Source organism: Streptomyces sp. NPDC051563 (genome assembly GCF_044454225.1).
In the GTDB taxonomy this organism is placed as follows: domain Bacteria; phylum Actinomycetota; class Actinomycetes; order Streptomycetales; family Streptomycetaceae; genus Streptomyces.
In genome coordinates this window covers 159,096-175,953 of the sequence record NZ_JBITDL010000003.1, presented here as the reverse complement: position 1 = coordinate 175,953, position 16,858 = coordinate 159,096, and the positions used below count along the sequence as shown (strand labels likewise).

Below are 16,858 nucleotides of genomic sequence, written 5' to 3'. Positions count from 1 at the left end.
GGGCCGGGCCGGCCGACGGTTCCGGTTCAGGGCGCGGACGGTGCGGGCGCGGAGAGCGCCGCCTCCATGACCGCCCGGGCGATCGGCGCGGCCGCGCCGTTGCCGCTGATGTCCCCGCGGACGGCCGAGGCATCCTCGACGACCACCGCCACCGCCACGGCCGGGGGCCGGCCGCCCTGGGGCTTGGCCCAGGAGATGAACCAGGCGTACGGGGTGCCCGCGTTGCCGACGCCGTGCTGGGCCGTGCCGGTCTTGCCGCCGACCACGGCGCCGGGGATCGCCGCATTGCGGCCGGTGCCGTTCTCGACCACCTTCACCATGAGCTCCTGCATCCGCATCGCGGTCAGCGGGGTCATGGCCCGGCCGAGGCTGCGCTGGTCGGCGCGGCGGACCGGGTCCCCGTCGTCCTGGGTCGTGCGGTCCACCAGGTAGGGGGCCTTGAGCTCGCCGCCGTTGGCGACGGCCGCCGCCACCATCGCCATCTGGAGCGGGGTGGCCTTGGTGTTGAACTGCCCGATCGAGGACAGGGCCAGCTGGTCGGGGCTCATGTCGGTGTCGAAGTTCGACCGCGACACCCAGGCCGGCACCCGCAGCCCCGCGTCGTTGAAGCCGAACCTCCGCGCCGCCTCCGTCATCCCGCGCAGCCCGACCTGTACGCCGATCTTCGCCATCACCGTGTTGCACGACCACTGCACCGCGTCCGCCATCGAGGCGTCGGCGCAGCCCGTACCGGCGTTCGGCAGCAGGGTGCTGGTGCCGGGCAGCGGGTACGGGTCCGGGGTCTCGGTCGGCGCGTCCACGTCGGTGACCACGCCCGCGTCGAGAGCGGCGGCGGCCGTCACGATCTTGAACGTGGAGCCGGGCGGGTACGTCTCGCGCAGCGCGCGGTTGAGCATCGGCTTGGCGGGATCGGCATTGAGCTTCTCCCAGGCCGCCTTGACCTGCGGGCCCGTGCCGGAGAGCACCGCCGGGTCGTAGGAGGGGCTGCTGACCAGCGCGAGGATCTTGCCCGTGGCCGGCTCGACGGCGGCGACGGCGCCCCGCTTGCCCGCGAGCCCGGTGTACGCGGCCAGCTGCATGCCCGCCCGGATGGTGGTGGCGGCGTTGCCGCCGCCCGGGCGGCCGCGCGAGAGCTCGTACCAGAGCGGGAAGGCCGAGAGCCCGGGGTCGGTGCCGGAGAGGATGGGGTCCTCGGCGCGCTCCAGGAAGCTGGTCCCGTAGGTCTGGGAGGCGAAGCCGGTGACGGGAGCGTAGAGCGGTCCGTTCTTGTACGTGCGCTCGTAGCGCAGCAGTTGGCGGCTATCCCGGGAGCCGGTGACGGGCCGGCCGTCGACGGTGATGTCCCCGCGCGGTTCCGCGTAGCGCTCGATGGCGGGGCGTTTGTTGGCCGGGTTCGCGCCGTAGCCCGCGGCCTCCCAGACCTGCACGCGGGTGACGTTGACCAGCAGGGCGACGAGCAGCAGGGCGCAGAAGTACGCGCACCAGCGGATGTAGCGGATCATGCGTCGGCCCCCTCGGCCGGTCCGGGTCTGCGGGCGCTGTCGCTGAGCCGGACGAGGAGGGCCACGATGATCCAGTTGGTGACCACGGAGGAGCCTCCCTGGGCGAGGAAGGGCATCGCCATGCCGGTCAGCGGGATCAGGCCGGTGACTCCGCCGGCGATGACGAACACCTGGAGCGCGACGATCGAGGCGAGTCCGGTGGCGAGGAGCCGCCCGAAGGGATCGCGCAGCGCCAGCCCGGCGCGGAAGCCGCGGGCGACGAGGAGCCCGTAGAGGAGCAGGATCGCGGTGAGGCCGACGAGGCCGAGCTCCTCCCCGGCGGTGGCGAGGATGAAGTCGGACTTGGCGGCGAACCCGATGAGGAAGGACTGGCCGTGCCCGAGTCCGGCGCCGAGCAGTCCACCGGCCCCGAAGGCGAAGAGGGACTGGGCGAGCTGGCCGGGGCCGTCGCCGCGCTCGATGGAGGCGAAAGGATTCAGCCAGTCGTCCACGCGGCCGTGCACGTGCGGCTCGAACGTCCCGACCGCGTACGCGCCCACGGCCGAGAGCAGCAGCCCGATCGCGATCCAGCCGATCCGGCCGGTGGCCGTGAACAGCATGATCACGAAGAGGCCGAAGAAGAGCAGCGAGGTCCCGAGGTCGCGCTCCAGGACGAGCACGCCGACGGAGAGCAGCCAGATGGCCAGGATCGGGCCGAGGACCCGGCCGGGCAGCAGCCTCAGCTTCCAGAACAGGGTGCGCCCGGTGAGCGCCAGGGCGGTGCGGTTCGCCGCGAGGTAGGAGGCGAAGAAGACGGCGAGCAGGATCTTGGCGAACTCCCCCGGCTGGAAGGAGAGCCCGGCGAACCGGATCCAGATGTGCGCCCCGTTCACCGCCGGGAAGAAGACGGGCACCAGCATCAGGGCGAGCGCGACGGCGACGGACAGGTACGCGTACTTCTGCAGCGCCCGGTGGTCGCGCAGCAGCGCGACGGCGAGCACGAAGAGCACCACGCCGAGGGCGGACCAGCGCAGTTGCTCGTCGGCCGTGGCCTGGCCGGGGGTGGTGGCGTCGAGCCGCTGGATGAGGACGAGGCCGAGGCCGTTGAGCAGGACGGCGATCGGGAGCAGCAGCGGATCGGCGTACGGGGCGTAGAGGCGGACGGCGAGGTGGGCGACGAGCGCGGCCACGGCGAGGCCGGCGGCGTAGTGGGCGGCGGGCGCGGGGATGCGGCCGGTGGTGGCGAGCCCCACGTGGAGGTGGCCGAGGACGGCGATCAGCACGGCGCCGAAGAGCAGGGACAGCTCGACTCCGCGACGCTTGGGCGCACGGGCGCCGGGGGGTGGTGGCGGGGCGGGTTCCGTCACCTTCGCCGTCAGAGCGGTCATACGGGGAAACGTAGCAAGGAGCCGGGCCGTATGTCCGCTTATGTCATAGTGTGCCGAAGAGTCGTCAGAACTGGTCGGAAGTGAAGTAGCGGATCAGGAGTCTCCCCTCATGGGACCTGCGGAGTTCATCATCCTGGCCTTTCCGGAAGAACAGCTGCGGGTCACGGCGGTCGAGGCGGTGATGGGGCTCCGCAAGGCCGGGGTCGTGCGGCTGATCGACGGGCTGGTGGCCACCAAGACCGCGGGCGGCGAGGTGCTGTCGGCGGAGTTCGACGAGTTCGTCGAACTCCGGGGCCTGCTCGCCCACCGGGAGGCGGCCCCGCTGATCGGCCCCGAGGACGTCAGGGAATCGGCCGAGCTGATGGACCGCGGCAGCTGCGCCCTCCTCCTGGTCGTCGAGCACGTGTGGGCCGAGGATGCCGCCACCGCCGTCCGCGCGGCGGGCGGCCGGATCGCGGGAGCGGTCCGCCTCCCGGCCGACCGGCTGGGGGTGGCCTGATGTTCATCCGGCCCATCGGTTCCGTAGTGAATCCCTCCCTCCGCCCCTCGGGCCGCCCTCTGCTGCGCGGGATCCTGGCGCGCGGGGCCTACGTCTGGGACGCGGCCCAGCGCCCGGCGACGGCGGCGGCGGCACCACAGCCCCAGGACGGCACGCCCCCGCCCCCCGCATCCCCCGCCGCGCCCCCGAGCACCCGCCCCGGCCCGCCCGCCGCGGCCCCCGGTCCGGCCCCGGGCGCGTACCCCGCCCCGGCCCCCGCGCCCCCGGCGGCCCCCTCCGGCCGACGGGAGCCCGCGGCCGCCCGCCCGGCTCCCCGCCCCGGCCCGGTACCGGCCTCCCCCGGGGCCGATCTGACGGACCGCCTGACCCAACTGGCCGCCCTGGCACGCGAAGGCCTGCTCACCCCGGAGGAGTTCTCCGCCGCCAAGGCCCGCCTCCTGGCCGACTGACCCCGGGCCGAACGGCCGGAGCGGCCCGCGCGACCCGACCGGGCCGGCCGGCCCGCAAGCCCCGCATGGCCCGACCCGCCCGCATGCCCCGACCCGCCCGCATGGCCCGACCCGCCCTCGTGGCTACTTCGATACCCCTCCTTCCGCCCCCTTCCCCGGGACGTCCAGGCTGAGCGTCGGGGCGTCGGCAACGCTGAAGTCCGGTAGGCAGGACGGCACCCGCTCCGTGGGCATCGAGCCGGCGCCCACATAGGTGAGCCGGGGCCGCACCGGATCGACCAGTACCAGGGTGTGCCCCGCGGGGAGCGTCCTCGCATTGATCGTCAGGACGAGACCCCCGTCCCCGCCCTTCCTGAAACCGAAGAGCTGCTCCTGGGACACGCCCGTGATCACCCCGCGTTCGTCGGTGATCAGGCCCACGGGCCCGTCGAAGCCGCCCGCCACCGCGGGGCACTGCGCCTGCGGCTTCTCGGGAACCACCGCCACGGGTATGCCCAGTGCCCGGAGCTCCCGCTCCACGCCGGCGATCCCGTCGGGGTTGTACAGATTGACGACGATGCTGCCGTCATCACTCCTGCTCAGGGCGTACGCAGCGGAACTACCCCCCTGGTCCCCCATGACCGGCAGGGCGATCAGGCCGGCGGCCACCACGGCCGCCAGCCCGACCGCGAGGGGTATGCGCAGGCGCCGGGCAGGCGAGCGGGCGACGAGCTCCGCCCCTCCGCCGGACTGCGCCCGGTCGGCGGCTATCGCCACGAGCTCCGCCTTCAGTCGTCCTTCGAACGCAGTGGGCCTGGTGCTCATCGTGCTACCTCCAACCGCTGTGCCGGGGCAGGGACGGCGGGATCCGCCGGGGTGCTCAGCGCCCGCCGGGCACGGTGCAGGCGGACCCGGATCGTGGCCTGGGTGACGCCGAGGGCCTGGGCGGCCTCGGCCGGTGTGAGGCCGTCGATGACGACCAGGTCGAGCGCGGCCCGCAGCGGCTCCGACAGGGCGGCATGCCGCTCGGCCAGGTCGCGGAAGGCCCGCTGTGCGTCTATCCGCTCCTCCAGGGCCGCCACGTCCTGGTCGTCGAGCAGCCTGCGTCCGCTGAGCCGTTGCAGCGCGCCGCGCTCGCGGGCGCCCGCCCGGGCGTGGCTCGCCAGGACGTTGCGCGCGATCCCGTAGAGCCAGGCGATCGGCACGCCTTTGTCGGGCCGGTAGCCGGCCGCGTCCTTCAGTGCGGCGAGGAAGATGTCGGCCGTCAGGTCCGCCGCCAGGTGCGGGTCGGTGACCCGCCGGGTGACGAACCCGAGCACGGCGTCGATGTGCTTCTCGTAGAACGCTCCGAACCCCTCCGGTGTCCGGAGGTCCGGTGGCCCGGCCCCCGCCCATCCGGAGTCCTTGCCCCTGCTCCCCGTCCCCGCGGTGCCCGTCCCCGTGGTGCCCGTCCCCGCGCGGTCCTCGTGTGCGCTGTCCACCCCGGCCCCTCCCCTGGTCTGCGGAGCCCCGTCGGCCCCTCACCCCTTACTTGGCGAAAGCCGCATCAAGCGTTTCATCGCGCCCAGCCGGCGGCCGTACGCCGACCGGGTGAGCGGAGCGGCCCGACCGCCCCGGCTGGGCGATTTGTCATACCGCGCGTGGCAGCATCGGCCGCCAGGAGGTGACCCCATGTCACGACGACGCAGACGTCGGCTGCTTCGCGCCGCGTGCCTCGCCGCAGCCCTCGTCACGGCCGGCCCGCTCCCCGTCGCCCACGCCGAGCCCACCACCCCCGGCGTCCCCGCCGCACCGGAAACACCGGACTCCCCGGAGACACCGGACTCCCCCGCAGCCCCCGCACCCCCCGGCGCGCTCGGCGCTCCCGCCTCCCCCGCCTCCCCCACCGAACCCGTCGGCGCGCTCCTCACCCGCCTCCAGGGCCTCTACCAGCGCGCCGAGCAGGCCTCCGAGGCCTACAACGCCGCCGAGACCGCCCTCACCGCGCGGCAGCGCGAGGAGCGCCGACTCAGCACCGAGCTCGGCAAGGCCCGTACCGCCGTCACCGACGCCCAGGCCACCACCGGCCGGCTGGCGCGCGAGCAGTACAAGGGGTCCCGCGGGTTCTCGCCGTACGCCCGGATGCTGTTCGCCGGGGACCCCCAAGGGGCCCTGGATCAGCGCCGGGTCGCGGAGCACGAGGGGGCCCGGCGGGCCGCCGCGCTGGAGCGGCTCACCCGGGGCGAGAAGCACGCCGACACCCTCGCCACGGCCGCCCGCAAGGCCCTGGACTCGGAGCAGAAGCTGGCCGCGCAGACCAAGGAGCGCAAGGAGGCGGCGGCCGCGCAGCTCAAGGAGGTCGAGCGGATGCTGGCCTCGCTCAGCCCCGCCCAGCTGACCGAGCTGGACACGCGCGAGGCCGAGGACACCGCCACGGCGCAGCGGGAGCTGATCGGTTCGGGGAAGCTGGGCAGCGCCGGACCGCAGCTGCGCCGTCCCACCGCGGCCGGCGGTACGGCCCTCACGTACGCGGCGGCCCAGATCGGGAAGCCGTACGTGTGGGGCGCCGAGGGACCGGCTTCCTTCGACTGTTCCGGGCTGACCTCGCAGGCCTGGGCGCACGCGGGCCGCGAGATCCCCCGGACCAGTCAGGAGCAGTGGGCCCGGCTGCCCCGGGTGCCGCTCGACGAACTGCGCCCCGGGGACCTGGTGGTGTACTTCCCGACCGCCACCCACGTGGCCCTGTACGTCGGCGACGGCAAGGTCATCCAGGCGCCCCGGCCGGGCGCGCGCGTGAAGGTCTCCCCGATCGCCGCGAATCCGCTGCTCGGCGCGGTACGGCCGGACCCCGACGGGGCGCCGCTGTCCGCCTTCACCCCGCCGCCGCTGCCCGAGCCGGGCGGGGCCGAGCCGGGCGGGGCCGAGCCGGGCGCCGCCGCGGCGGCCGGGGACGATACGGGTTACTCCGGCGAGACCGAGCCCGCGACGTCCGCGAGGTAGTCCGCCGCGTCCTCGGGGTCGTAGAAGTACGCGTCGAAGTCTGCCGGGTTGTCGAAGCCGTTGGCGAAACGATCCGCCACCGGCTGGAGCTGCCCGGCCGCGCCGATCAGGTTCAGCACGTGCTCCGGCGGGACCCCGAGCATCGCGTTCGTCCACTGGGTGGCCGGCTTGCCGCTGGTGAACCAGTACTTGTCGAAGGTCGCCTTCATCCACGCCTCGTCGAACGGGTTGTCCCCGTGCATGAGGATCGACGAGAGGTACGAGGCCGCGCACTTGGCGGCGGAGTTCGAACCCTGCCCGGTGATCGGGTCGTTGGCGACGACCACGTCCGCCACGCCCAGCACCAGCCCGCCGCCGGGCAGCCGGCCGATGGGGTTGCGGACGACGGGGGCGTACCGCCCGGCGAGCGTGGCGCCCGCGTCGGTCAGCTCCACCTTCGTGGCCCGCGCGTACTCCCAGGGAGTGAACTTCTCCATCAGGTCCAGCGTCAGCGCGAGGTGGTCCGCCGGGTTCTTCACCCCGCCGAAGACGTCCAGCGGTCCGCCCGGGACCCCCTCCCAGAAGAGGATGTCGGCCCGCCCGGAGGTGGTCAGCGTCGGCATCACGAACAGCTCGCCGGCGCCCGGAACCAGATTGCAGCGCACGGCCTCCGTCCCGGGGTGCTCGGGGCGCGGAGCCAGTCCGTGCACGTACGACACGGCGAGCGCGCGCTGCGGGGCGTCGTACGGGGAGCGGGCCGCGTCCCGGCCGAACAGCGAGACGAGCTCGCCCTTGCCGGCCGCGACGAGCACCAGGTCGTACGTACGGGAGAAGAAGTCCAGGTCGGAGACGGAGGCCCCGTGGATGACCAGCTGGCCGCCGCGCTGCGCGAAGGTGTCGAGCCAGCCGGCCATCTTCACGCGCTGGTCGACGGACTGGGCGAAGCCCTTCAGCCGGCCCAGCCAGTCCACGGCGCGGCTGCCGTCGGGGGCGGAGACCGAGACGCCCAGGCCCTCGATCTTCGGCGCCTGCTGCTCCCAGAAGTTCAGCCTGAGGTCCCGCTCGTGTTGGAGCGCCGTGTCGAACATGCACTGGGTGGACATGACCCGGCCGGTGCGGATCTCGTCCGCCGTCCGGTTGGACATGAGGGTGACCTCGTACCCCTTCGCCTGGAGTCCGAGGGCGAGCTGGAGGCCGGACTGGCCGGCGCCGACGACGAGTATCTTGCGCATCTGGACGTTCTCTATTCGGGGGTCGAGTCGAGGGCGTGGCCCACGAGGGTCATCAGGGATTCCAGGACCGTCGCCCGGCGCCGCGCGTCCATGATCACGACGGGTACGTGCGCCGGTATGGTCAGCGCCTCCCGCACGTCCTCCGGCGCGTACGACCGCGTCCCCTCGAAGTGGTTGACGGCCACCGCGTACGGGAGGCCGCAGCTCTCGAAGTAGTCGAGCGCGGGGAAGCAGTCGCGCAGCCGCCTGGTGTCCGCGAGGACGATCCCGCCGACGGCGCCGCGCACCAGGTCGTCCCACATGAACCAGAAGCGCTCCTGGCCGGGGGTCCCGTACACGTACAGGACGAGGTCGTCGTCGAGGGTGACGCGCCCGAAGTCCATGGCGACCGTGGTGGTGTGCTTGTCCGGGGTCCCGGACAGGTCGTCGGTCGGTGCGGCGGCCTCGGTCATCACCGCCTCGGTGCGCAGCGGCCGGATCTCGGAGACGGAACCGACGAACGTGGTCTTGCCCACCCCGAAACCGCCCGCCACCAGCACCTTCACGGCGACGGGCGCGCGCGAGCGGTCGTACTGCCAGGGCTGTACGGGCTCGTCCGGACCGGCGTCCGGGTGCGCGGAGAAGAGGCCGGTTTCAGAGACGGCGGAGCCCACTGAGCACCCTTTCGAGCAGAGCGCGGTCGGGACGGCCACTGCCGTGGCCGGTCCCGTAGACACGGATCCGGCCCTGGTCGGCGAGGTCGCTGACCAGGACGCGGACCACGCCGAGCGGCAGCTTCAGCAGTGCGGCTATCTCGGCGATCGTCCGCATGCGGCGGCAGACCTCGACGATCGCCGGCATCTCCGGCATGCGGTCGGGCTTGCGCGGTGCGGACACCTTGGTGTCGAGCGCCGCGACGAAGGTCTCGACGTGCAGGACCTGGGTGAAGCGGGTGCGGCCGCCCGTCAGCGAGTACGGGCGTACGCGGGCGGGACGGCGGTCGGCGCCGCGTATCGGCAGCCGGTCGGAGGCCGGACTCCTCACGGGGTGTTCTCCATCGACTGGCGCAGCTCACTGCGGACTTCGGGGGTCAGGACGTGGCCGGCGCGGCCCACGAACAAGGCCATGTGGTACGCGACGACGCTCATGTCGCAGTCGGGCGTGGCGTGCACGCCGAGGAGCGAGCCGTCGCTGATGGACATGACGAACACGGAACCGTGCTCCATGGCCACCATCGTCTGCTTGACCGAGCCGCCGTCCATCAGGGCGGCGGCGCCCGTGGTGAGCGAGCCGAGGCCGGAGACGATGGTCGCGAGGTCGGCGGAGGCACCGCGGGGGCCGCTGGGGCGGTCGGGTGCGGAGGGTGCGCCGGGTGTGTCGGGGGCCACCGGATCGGAGGACAGCAGGAGGAGCCCGTCCGAGGAGACGACGGCCACCGAGTTGACCCCCGGGACCTCCTCGACGAGGTCGGTCAGCAGCCACTGAAGGTTGCGTGCCTGGGTGCTCAGTCCGTACGTACTGGACGCGTTCATGTGCGTGCCTCCTGTGCGGTGTCCCCCCGGTCGGTCTGCCCCTGTGCCTGCGGCGGGCCCTGTCGGGGGTCCTGAGGCGCGTCCTGCGGCGCGTCCTGCCCGGGGGCCTGCGCGAGCTCGGCCTCCACGACGCGGCGCCCGTCCTGGGCGCCCCGGTAGAAACCGCCGAGCCGTCGGCGCAGCTCGTCGGCGTCCACCCTGGCCGGTGCCGGGCGCACCTCCTCCGGGCGTCCGGCGCTCACCGTGCGGGGGCTCCGCTTGGGGAGCCCCTTGTCGGTGAGGACCTCCTCGGGCCCGGTCCCGTACGGGGCGGGCGCGGGCGCCTCGGGGGCGGCCTGGGCCGGGTGCGGCTGCCCGGCGGGCGCCTCGGCCTGCGGCGGTACGCGGAACACCTGCTCGGCGGGCACCTCCGCGGGCGGCCCGGCCGGCGCCTCGGCGGCTGCACCGTCCTGCGGCCGTACCCGGAACACCTGCTCGGCCGGCACCTCGACCGGGGCCGGGACGCGGAACACCTGTTCCGTGGGCGGCAGCTGACCGGCCGGAGGAACGAACCCCGCCGGAGCGGGCTCCGGGACCGCCCGCACGGGCGGCTCCGCGGCGGTGGCCCGCGCGGACCCGTGCGCGGGCTCCGGCTCGGGGAAGGCGGAGGGGGTGGACCCGGGGTCGGACCGGGGCTCGGGCTCGGCGACCGGGTCGGACTCCGGGTCCACGGCCGGTGCGGCGGCGGCTTCGGGCGCGGCTTCGTGCACGGCCTGGCCGGGCTCCCCGGGAAGCAGCCCGGACTCCGGCTCCGCCGCGAAGGCCTGCTCCGCCCCGGCCGGGGCCGCCTGGGCCTCGGGCGGGAGGCCCGCAAGGCCCCGTACGCGTGCGGGGAGGGTGTTCTCGTTGGCCTCCGCGATCACCCCGGGCAGGTGCAGCGCGGGTGCGCCGGGCGCGCCCAGGGCGTGGACCGGCGAGGCCGGCGGGGTGGCGGGCAGCAGCGCGGCCGGTACGACGACCAGCGCCTCCGTGCCGCCGTGCTGCGGGGCGCGCAGCTCGGCGCTCACCCCGTGCCGGGCGGCGAGCCGCCCGGCCACGTACAGGCCGAGGCCCAGGCCGTGTTCGGACTCGGGCTCCTCGTCGTACGCGTCGGGGGTGGCCAGCCGCTCGTTCAGGGTCGTCAGCCGGTCCCCGGTGATCCCGATGCCCTCGTCGACCACGGACAGCACCACGTCGCCGGAGTCGAGCAGCCAGCCGGACACCTTGACCTTGACGTCGGGCGGGGAGAAGGTCGTCGCGTTCTCCAGCAGCTCCGCCAGGACGTGCGAGATGTCGTCGGCGGCGTGCCCGGCGACCTGCGTGGAGGAGGGCAGCACCCCGAGGTCGACGCGCTCGTAGCGCTCGATCTCGCTGACCGCCGCCCGCATGACGTCGACCAGCGGCACCGGGAGGCCCTGGCCGTGGCCGTGTTCCTGGCCGGCGAGGACGAGCTGGTTCTCGTTGTGGCGGCGCATCACGGTCGCCAGGTGGTCGAGCTTGAAGAGGGTGGAGAGGCGGTCCGGATCCGGCTCCTCGGACTCCAGCTCCTCGATGACGGCGAGTTGCCGCTCGACGAGCCCCAGGGTCCGCAGGGACAGCGACACGGAGGCCGTCGACATGATGCGGCGGTGCTCTTCCAGCCCGGCCCGCAGCTGGGCGAGTTCCTCCTCCAGTGCCTCCCGGCCGCCCGAGAGGGCCTCGTTGCGGCCGATGAGGCGGCGCCGGTCGGCGTCGAGTCCGGCGATCCGGGTGTGCAGGGAGACCGTCTGGTCGCGCACCGCGTTGAGGTGGCGCACCACCTCGGCGAACTCGTCGTTGCGGCCCGTGAACCGGACCGGTTCCACCGAGCCCTCCGGCGTGGCCAGCCGGGCCGCACCGCGCCGCAGGACCGACAGCGGCCGGGTGAGGGAGCGTGCGATGGCGGTGGAGATGCCGAGGGTGACGAGGAACAGCACGCCGAGGAAGGCAACCATGACCTCCAGCGCGGTCACGTCGTCGTCGCGCAGTGCGGCGAGGGCGGTGGCGCGCTGGGCCGCCAGGGTGGCCTCGACGGAGCGCATCCGGTCGACGCGGGCGGTGAGGGCGGGGCCCACGGTGCCGGGGTCGAGCTTGCGGTCCGCGGAGGACAGGGCCGGCCGGTCGGTGAGCCGCTTGAGGTAGTCGTCGGCCGTCTTGACCTCGGGTCCGGTGACGGTGGCGGTGAGGCTCTGGCGCACGTCGGGACGCGCGGCGCGCGCGAAGTCGTCGAGCGCGCCCTGCTCCCGTACCCGGGCCCGCTGGGCGGCGGCGGTGAGTTCGTCCACGGAGGCGGTGCCCGGCTGCCGGTCGCCGCCCGGTACGGACAGTGCGGCGAGGAGCAGTCCGCGGGTGGCGGAGGCCTGCTCCACGGCCTGCCCGAGGGCGTCCAGCGGGCGGGCCGTGACGAGGGCGTCGGCGGCGCGCGGCGGGGTGAGTTCGCCGAGCCGGCCGCTCGGTGCGAGGAGTTCGGCGATGACGCCGGAGTAGGCCTGGTGGGCGGCGAGGGCGCTGTCCTTGCCCTCGATGGCCTCGGTGCGGACGGCGCCGACCCGGCCGAGGGCCTGGGCGAGTTCCTCGTCGGCGTCGGCCTGGACCTCGGCGAGCTGGCGGTCGGTGCCCGCGGTGCGTTCCTGCACGGCGGCGGCCTGTGCGCCCCGGGCGCCGCCGGGGCGGCCCTTGGCCACGTACGCGGTGACGGCGTCGCGCTCGTCCCCGAGCAGGTGGGCCAGGGTGAGGGTCTGCCGGCTCTGGTCCGCGAGGGTGACCAGCTGCTGGGAGTCCTTGAGGTCCGCGGAGGCGGACAGGACGGCGGGTGCTCCCGCCGCGAGCACGGCGAGCCCGGCGACGGCGACCCCGATGACCAGCCTGCGGCGCACGCGGACGCGGCGCCCTGCGGGAGCGGTCGCGGCGACCGGGCCGCCGGGGGCTCGTCGGTCGGGTGCGGTGCCGTCGGGTGCGGTGCCGTTCGCGACGGTGCCGTTCTTCCGAGGCCGCTTCTTCTGCACCGGTGCTCGCAATCCTGTTTACGTGTGCTGCTCGTGCTCGTGCTCGTCGTCCGATGCCCGGCGGTGATGCCCGGCAGGTGGTGCCCGGTACGTGCTGTTCGATACGTGCCGCTTGCGCGCATCCACCGCCGTACCGCCGTACCGCCTCAGACCCTCGCAGTGAGTTGGGAAGAGGGCCGCACATCGCCCGCCCGGCCACACGAAGGAGTGAACAGCACGGACGAGTTGGCGACCAACTCGGCGATCGGCTGTCAGGGCCCCGCCGTGGACGGGTGGTTGAAAGATCGATGGGGCCTTTGGCAGGATGCCCGCCCACATCGGCGCGCCGCACCCCGCACCCCCCGGGAGCCCCTTCCCTCCCCACCCGTCCCCCTTTGGTCCGGACCTTCCTCGGTCCTTCCCGCCGCTACGGAGCCCCGCGCGGGCAGAATGTCCGCATGCGCATCGATCTCTGCTCCGTACCCGGCAACCCGGAACGCCCCAACGAGGACTGGCTGTCGGCCGCGATCCCCGCCTCGGGCGGCGGAGTCCTGGTGGCTCTCGACGGGGTCACCCCACCTCCGGGCGAGGTCGGATGCGCGCACGGAGTGCCGTGGTTCGCGGCCCGGCTGGGCGGCCGATTGACCGAACTGTCCGGATCGCGCCGGGACATGCCCCTCGACCGCGTCCTGGCGGAGGCCATCCGGGTCACCGCGGACGCCCACCGCGACACCTGTGACCTTTCTCACGTCCGGACCCCGCAGGCGACGGTGGTCGTGGTCCGCTGGGACGCCTCCTGGGTCGAACACCTCGTGCTCTCCGATTCCGTACTCCTCCTCCAGGCGCCGGTCGGGGAGGTGCGCGCGGTCCTCGACGACCGGCTGGACCGGATCCCGCGCGAGCAGCTGCGTACGGAGGCCTCCGCCGACAGGCTGCGCAACGCTGAGGGCGGCTTCTTCACCGCCGCCGCCGACCCGGAGGTGGCGGCCCGGGCGGTGACCGGGCGGACGCCCCGTACGGAGGTGCGGGCGGTGGCGGCGCTCACGGACGGGGCCAGCCGGTGGACGGACACGTTCGGGGAGGGCGACTGGGCCGAATGCCTCGCGGTGCTGCGCAAGGAGGGCGCGCAGTCGCTGATCGACCGGGTGCGCGCGCTCGAAACGGACCCGAGCCGGGCGCACCGCCGCGGCAAGCGCCACGACGACGCGTCGGCGGCTTACGCGGAGTTGTAGGGGGTGTCGGGCGGCGGTTCGGGGATGCGCCGTGCGCTCGGCATGCGCCGTGCGCTCGGGATCCGCCGCATGCTCGGGGATCCGCCGTGCGCCGGGGATCCGGCGCTACTCCCCGCCCGCGTTCAACTGGTTCAGGAGCCGGGCCAGTTCAGCGACCTCTCCCCGGTCCCAGTCCGCGAGCTTGCGCATGTACTGCTCGCGCCGGGCGCCGCGGACCCGCAGGAAGCGCTCCCGGCCCTCCTCCGTCAGCCCGACCAGGAAGGCCCGCCCGTCCGCCGGGTCCGGCTCGCGGGCCAGCAGGCCCAGCACCTCCAGGGCGCGCAGCTGCCGGCTCATGGTGGCCTTGCCGACCCCGAAGTACGCGGCCAGCTCGGTCGCCCGCTGCCGGCCGGCGGCTTCCAGCCGCACGAGGAGCCCGTACGCGGCCGGTTCCAGCTCGGGGTGCAGCTCGCGGGCCATCTCCCCGGAAGAGGCGCGGGCCCGCCGGAGGAAGACGGACAGCTCCCGCTCCAGGGCAAGGAACTCCTGGTCTTCGGTCCCGTGCACGGCCCGCTCCTTCGCTGATGTGTGAGGCACCAGTATTTCGCAGCGGGTGTGCCGGGGGCCCGGGGCCCCGCCGGAGCGGGGAACCCCGGGATCCCGGTGCCCGGATCAGGCCACGACGGCCACCGGGACCTCGTCCGCGGCCAGGGCCAGTTCCAGGACCTGCCGTACGTCCGTCACCGGGTGCACCGACAGCCCGGCCAGCACCTCGGCGGGAACGTCGTCCAGGTCGGCCTCGTTCCGCTTCGGGATGATGACGGTGGTCAGTCCGGCCCGGTGCGCGGCCAGCAGCTTCTGCTTGACCCCGCCGATCGGCAGCACCCGCCCGGTCAGCGAGACCTCGCCGGTCATGGCCACGTCGGTGCGGACCTGGCGGCCCGACAGCAGCGAGGCCAGCGCCGTCGTCATCGTGATGCCCGCGCTCGGGCCGTCCTTGGGGACCGCGCCCGCCGGGAAGTGGATGTGCACGCCCCGGTCCTTCAGGTCGGCGACCGGGAGCTCCAGTTCGGCGCCGTGGGAGCGCAGGAAGCTGAGCGCGATCTGCGCCGACTCCTTCATCACGTCTCCGAGCTGGCCCGTCAGCGTGAGCCCGGCCGCGCCCGTTTCGGGGTCGGCCAGGGAGGCCTCGACGAAGAGCACGTCACCGCCGGCCCCGGTCACGGCGAGGCCGGTGGCCACGCCCGGTACCGCGGTGCGCCGCTCGGAGGGGTCCTGCGCGGACTCCGGTACGTGGTGCGGCCGTCCGATGAGCGCCCGCAGGTCGTCGGCGCCGATCCGCAGCGGCAGCTCCCGCTCCCCCAGCTCGTGCTGGGAGGCCACCTTGCGCAGCAGCCGGGCGAGGGAGCGCTCCAGGGTGCGCACGCCCGCCTCGCGGGTGTACTCCCCGGCCAGCTTGCGCAGCGCGTCCTCCTCCAGGACCACTTCCTCCGCGGCCAGGCCGGCCCGCTCCAGCTGCCGGGGCAGCAGGTGGTCCCGGGCGATGACGACCTTCTCGTCCTCCGTGTAGCCGTCGAGGCGGACCAGTTCCATCCGGTCGGCGAGGGCCTCGGGGATGGCCTCCAGCACGTTGGCGGTGGCGAGGAACACCACGTCGCTCAGGTCCAGTTCCACCTCCAGGTAGTGGTCCCGGAAGGTGTGGTTCTGGGCCGGGTCGAGGACTTCGAGCAGGGCCGCGGCCGGGTCTCCGCGGAAGTCGGAGCCGACCTTGTCGATCTCGTCGAGCAGGACGACCGGGTTCATGGACCCGGCCTCCTTGATCGCCCGTACGATCCGGCCGGGCAGCGCGCCCACGTACGTACGCCGGTGGCCGCGGACCTCGGCCTCGTCGCGGACCCCGCCGAGGGCCACGCGGACGAACTTGCGGCCCATGGCGTGGGCCACGGACTCCCCGAGGGAGGTCTTACCGACACCGGGAGGGCCCACGAGCGCCAGCACGGCCCCGCCCCGGCGGCCGCCGACGACGCCCATCCCGCGCTCGGAGCGGCGCTTGCGCACCGCCAGGTACTCGGTGATCCGGTCCTTCACGTCGCTCAGCCCGGCGTGCTCGGCGTCCAGGACGGCGCGGGCTCCCCGGATGTCGTACTCGTCCTCGGTCCGCTCGTTCCAGGGCAGTTCGAGCACGGTGTCCAGCCAGGTGCGGATCCAGGACCCTTCCGGGGACTGGTCGCTGGCGCGCTCCAGCTTGTCGACCTCCTTGAGGGCGGCCTCGCGCACCTTCTCCGGCAGGTCGGCGGCCTCGACCCGGGCGCGGTAGTCGTCGGACTCCTCGCCCTCCTTCTCCCCGCTGAGCTCGCGCAGCTCCTTGCGCACGGCGTCGAGCTGCCGCTTCAGCAGGAACTCGCGCTGGACCTTGTCGACGCCGTCCTGGACGTCCTTGGCGATGGACTCGGCGACGTCCTGCTCGGCGAGGTGGTCGCTGAGGGCCTTGACGGCGAGCCGCAGCCGGGTGACCGGGTCGGCCGTCTCCAGCAGCTCCACCTTCTGCTCGATGGTGAGGAACGGGGAGTACCCGGAGTTGTCGGCGAGCGCCCCGACCCCCTCGATCTGCTGCACCCGGTCCACGACCTGCCAGGCCCCGCGCTTCTTGAGCCAGCTCGTGGCGAGCGCCTTGTACTCCTTGACGAGCTCGGCGACGGCCCCGGGCAGCGGATCGGGGACGGTCTCGTCCACGGTCTCGCCCTCGACCCAGAGCGCGGCCCCGGGCCCGGTGGTCCCGGCCCCGATACGGACCCGGCCGCGACCCCGGATGAGCGCCCCGGGGTCCCCGTCGGACAGCCGCCCCACCTGCTCGACCGTCCCGAGCACTCCGGTGCCCGCGTACGTCCCGTCGATGCGGGGCACGAGCAGCACCTTCGGCTTGCCACCCGCGGCAGCCGCCTGCGCGGCCTCCACGGCGCCCCGCACCTCGGCGTCGGACAGGTCCAGCGGAACGACCATCCCGGGCAGCACGACCTCGTCGTCGAGCGGCAGCACGGGCAGGGTGAGCGTTACGGACGTCGAAGCCATGATGTTCCCTCCGGCAGTGAAGTTGAGCTATGCCGACTCAATGCACGTGCGCCTCCGGATG

At 74.1% G+C, this 16,858-nt stretch carries 15 protein-coding genes; 4 read left to right on the top strand and 11 right to left on the bottom strand.

What is annotated here, in order from left to right; genetic code table 11:
* Positions 1–26: 26 nt before the first annotated feature.
* Together ACIA8F_RS05035 and ACIA8F_RS05030 are read right to left on the bottom strand one after the other, a co-directional pair.
* Entirely contained in the window at positions 27–1,502 is a 1,476-nt protein-coding gene (locus ACIA8F_RS05035) for a penicillin-binding transpeptidase domain-containing protein (RefSeq protein WP_399376806.1), read from the bottom strand.
* Positions 1,499–2,869 (bottom strand): FtsW/RodA/SpoVE family cell cycle protein, encoded by a 1,371-nt coding sequence (locus ACIA8F_RS05030; protein ID WP_399376805.1) that lies wholly within the window; start codon positions 2,867–2,869, stop codon positions 1,499–1,501. The genes ACIA8F_RS05035 and ACIA8F_RS05030 overlap by 4 nt, the downstream gene beginning before the upstream one ends.
* Before the next feature lie 109 nt (positions 2,870–2,978).
* Here ACIA8F_RS05030 and ACIA8F_RS05025 point away from each other — a divergent pair, with 109 nt between their 5' ends.
* Positions 2,979–3,368, top strand: coding sequence for a DUF6325 family protein (locus tag ACIA8F_RS05025; protein ID WP_399376804.1), 390 nt, complete (start codon positions 2,979–2,981; stop codon positions 3,366–3,368).
* Positions 3,369–3,394: 26 nt separating this feature from the next.
* Entirely contained in the window at positions 3,395–3,817 is a 423-nt protein-coding gene (locus tag ACIA8F_RS05020; protein WP_399376803.1) for an SHOCT domain-containing protein, read from the top strand.
* A gap of 123 nt (positions 3,818–3,940) precedes the next feature.
* On the opposite strand, the gene ACIA8F_RS05015 is transcribed toward ACIA8F_RS05020, so the two are convergent.
* Together ACIA8F_RS05015 and ACIA8F_RS05010 are read right to left on the bottom strand one after the other, a co-directional pair.
* On the bottom strand, positions 3,941–4,621 hold the full coding sequence (locus ACIA8F_RS05015) for a hypothetical protein (RefSeq protein ID WP_399376801.1): 681 nt from the start codon (positions 4,619–4,621) through the stop codon (positions 3,941–3,943).
* A complete protein-coding gene (locus ACIA8F_RS05010) occupies positions 4,618–5,277 on the bottom strand; it encodes an RNA polymerase sigma factor (protein WP_399376800.1) in 660 nt (219 codons plus the stop codon). The genes ACIA8F_RS05015 and ACIA8F_RS05010 overlap by 4 nt, the downstream gene beginning before the upstream one ends.
* Positions 5,278–5,467: 190 nt before the next feature.
* Here ACIA8F_RS05010 and ACIA8F_RS05005 point away from each other — a divergent pair, with 190 nt between their 5' ends.
* On the top strand, positions 5,468–6,775 hold the full coding sequence (locus ACIA8F_RS05005; protein ID WP_399376799.1) for an NlpC/P60 family protein: 1,308 nt from the start codon (positions 5,468–5,470) through the stop codon (positions 6,773–6,775).
* Here the strand turns inward: ACIA8F_RS05005 and ACIA8F_RS05000 are convergent.
* The 5 genes from ACIA8F_RS05000 to ACIA8F_RS04980 are packed head-to-tail and all read right to left on the bottom strand — an operon-like array spanning position 6,736 to position 12,538.
* Positions 6,736–7,986, bottom strand: coding sequence for a styrene monooxygenase/indole monooxygenase family protein (locus tag ACIA8F_RS05000; protein WP_399376797.1), 1,251 nt, complete (start codon positions 7,984–7,986; stop codon positions 6,736–6,738). The genes ACIA8F_RS05005 and ACIA8F_RS05000 overlap by 40 nt on opposite strands.
* A gap of 11 nt (positions 7,987–7,997) precedes the next feature.
* The gene (locus tag ACIA8F_RS04995; RefSeq protein ID WP_399376796.1) at positions 7,998–8,639 is read right to left on the bottom strand and encodes a GTP-binding protein; all 642 of its coding nucleotides are present in this window, start codon (positions 8,637–8,639) and stop codon (positions 7,998–8,000) included.
* Positions 8,620–9,009 carry a DUF742 domain-containing protein gene (locus tag ACIA8F_RS04990; protein WP_399376795.1) on the bottom strand — a complete coding sequence of 130 codons (390 nt, stop codon included), beginning with the start codon at positions 9,007–9,009 and terminating at the stop codon, positions 8,620–8,622. The genes ACIA8F_RS04995 and ACIA8F_RS04990 overlap by 20 nt, the downstream gene beginning before the upstream one ends.
* Positions 9,006–9,497, bottom strand: coding sequence for a roadblock/LC7 domain-containing protein (locus ACIA8F_RS04985; RefSeq protein WP_399376793.1), 492 nt, complete (start codon positions 9,495–9,497; stop codon positions 9,006–9,008). Before ACIA8F_RS04985 ends, ACIA8F_RS04990 begins: the two co-directional genes overlap by 4 nt.
* A complete protein-coding gene (locus tag ACIA8F_RS04980) occupies positions 9,494–12,538 on the bottom strand; it encodes a nitrate- and nitrite sensing domain-containing protein (RefSeq protein ID WP_399376792.1) in 3,045 nt (1,014 codons plus the stop codon). Before ACIA8F_RS04980 ends, ACIA8F_RS04985 begins: the two co-directional genes overlap by 4 nt.
* Positions 12,539–12,975: 437 nt before the next feature.
* Between ACIA8F_RS04980 and ACIA8F_RS04975 the strand changes: the two genes are divergently transcribed.
* Entirely contained in the window at positions 12,976–13,749 is a 774-nt protein-coding gene (locus tag ACIA8F_RS04975; RefSeq protein ID WP_399376791.1) for a hypothetical protein, read from the top strand.
* 105 nt (positions 13,750–13,854) lie between these two features.
* Here the strand turns inward: ACIA8F_RS04975 and ACIA8F_RS04970 are convergent, their stop codons facing one another.
* Positions 13,855–14,295, bottom strand: a complete 441-nt coding sequence (locus ACIA8F_RS04970) for a MarR family winged helix-turn-helix transcriptional regulator (protein WP_243336175.1) — start codon at positions 14,293–14,295, stop codon at positions 13,855–13,857.
* A gap of 105 nt (positions 14,296–14,400) precedes the next feature.
* A complete protein-coding gene (gene lon, locus ACIA8F_RS04965) occupies positions 14,401–16,797 on the bottom strand; it encodes an endopeptidase La (protein WP_399376789.1) in 2,397 nt (798 codons plus the stop codon).
* Between the last annotated feature and the right edge of the window lie 61 nt (positions 16,798–16,858).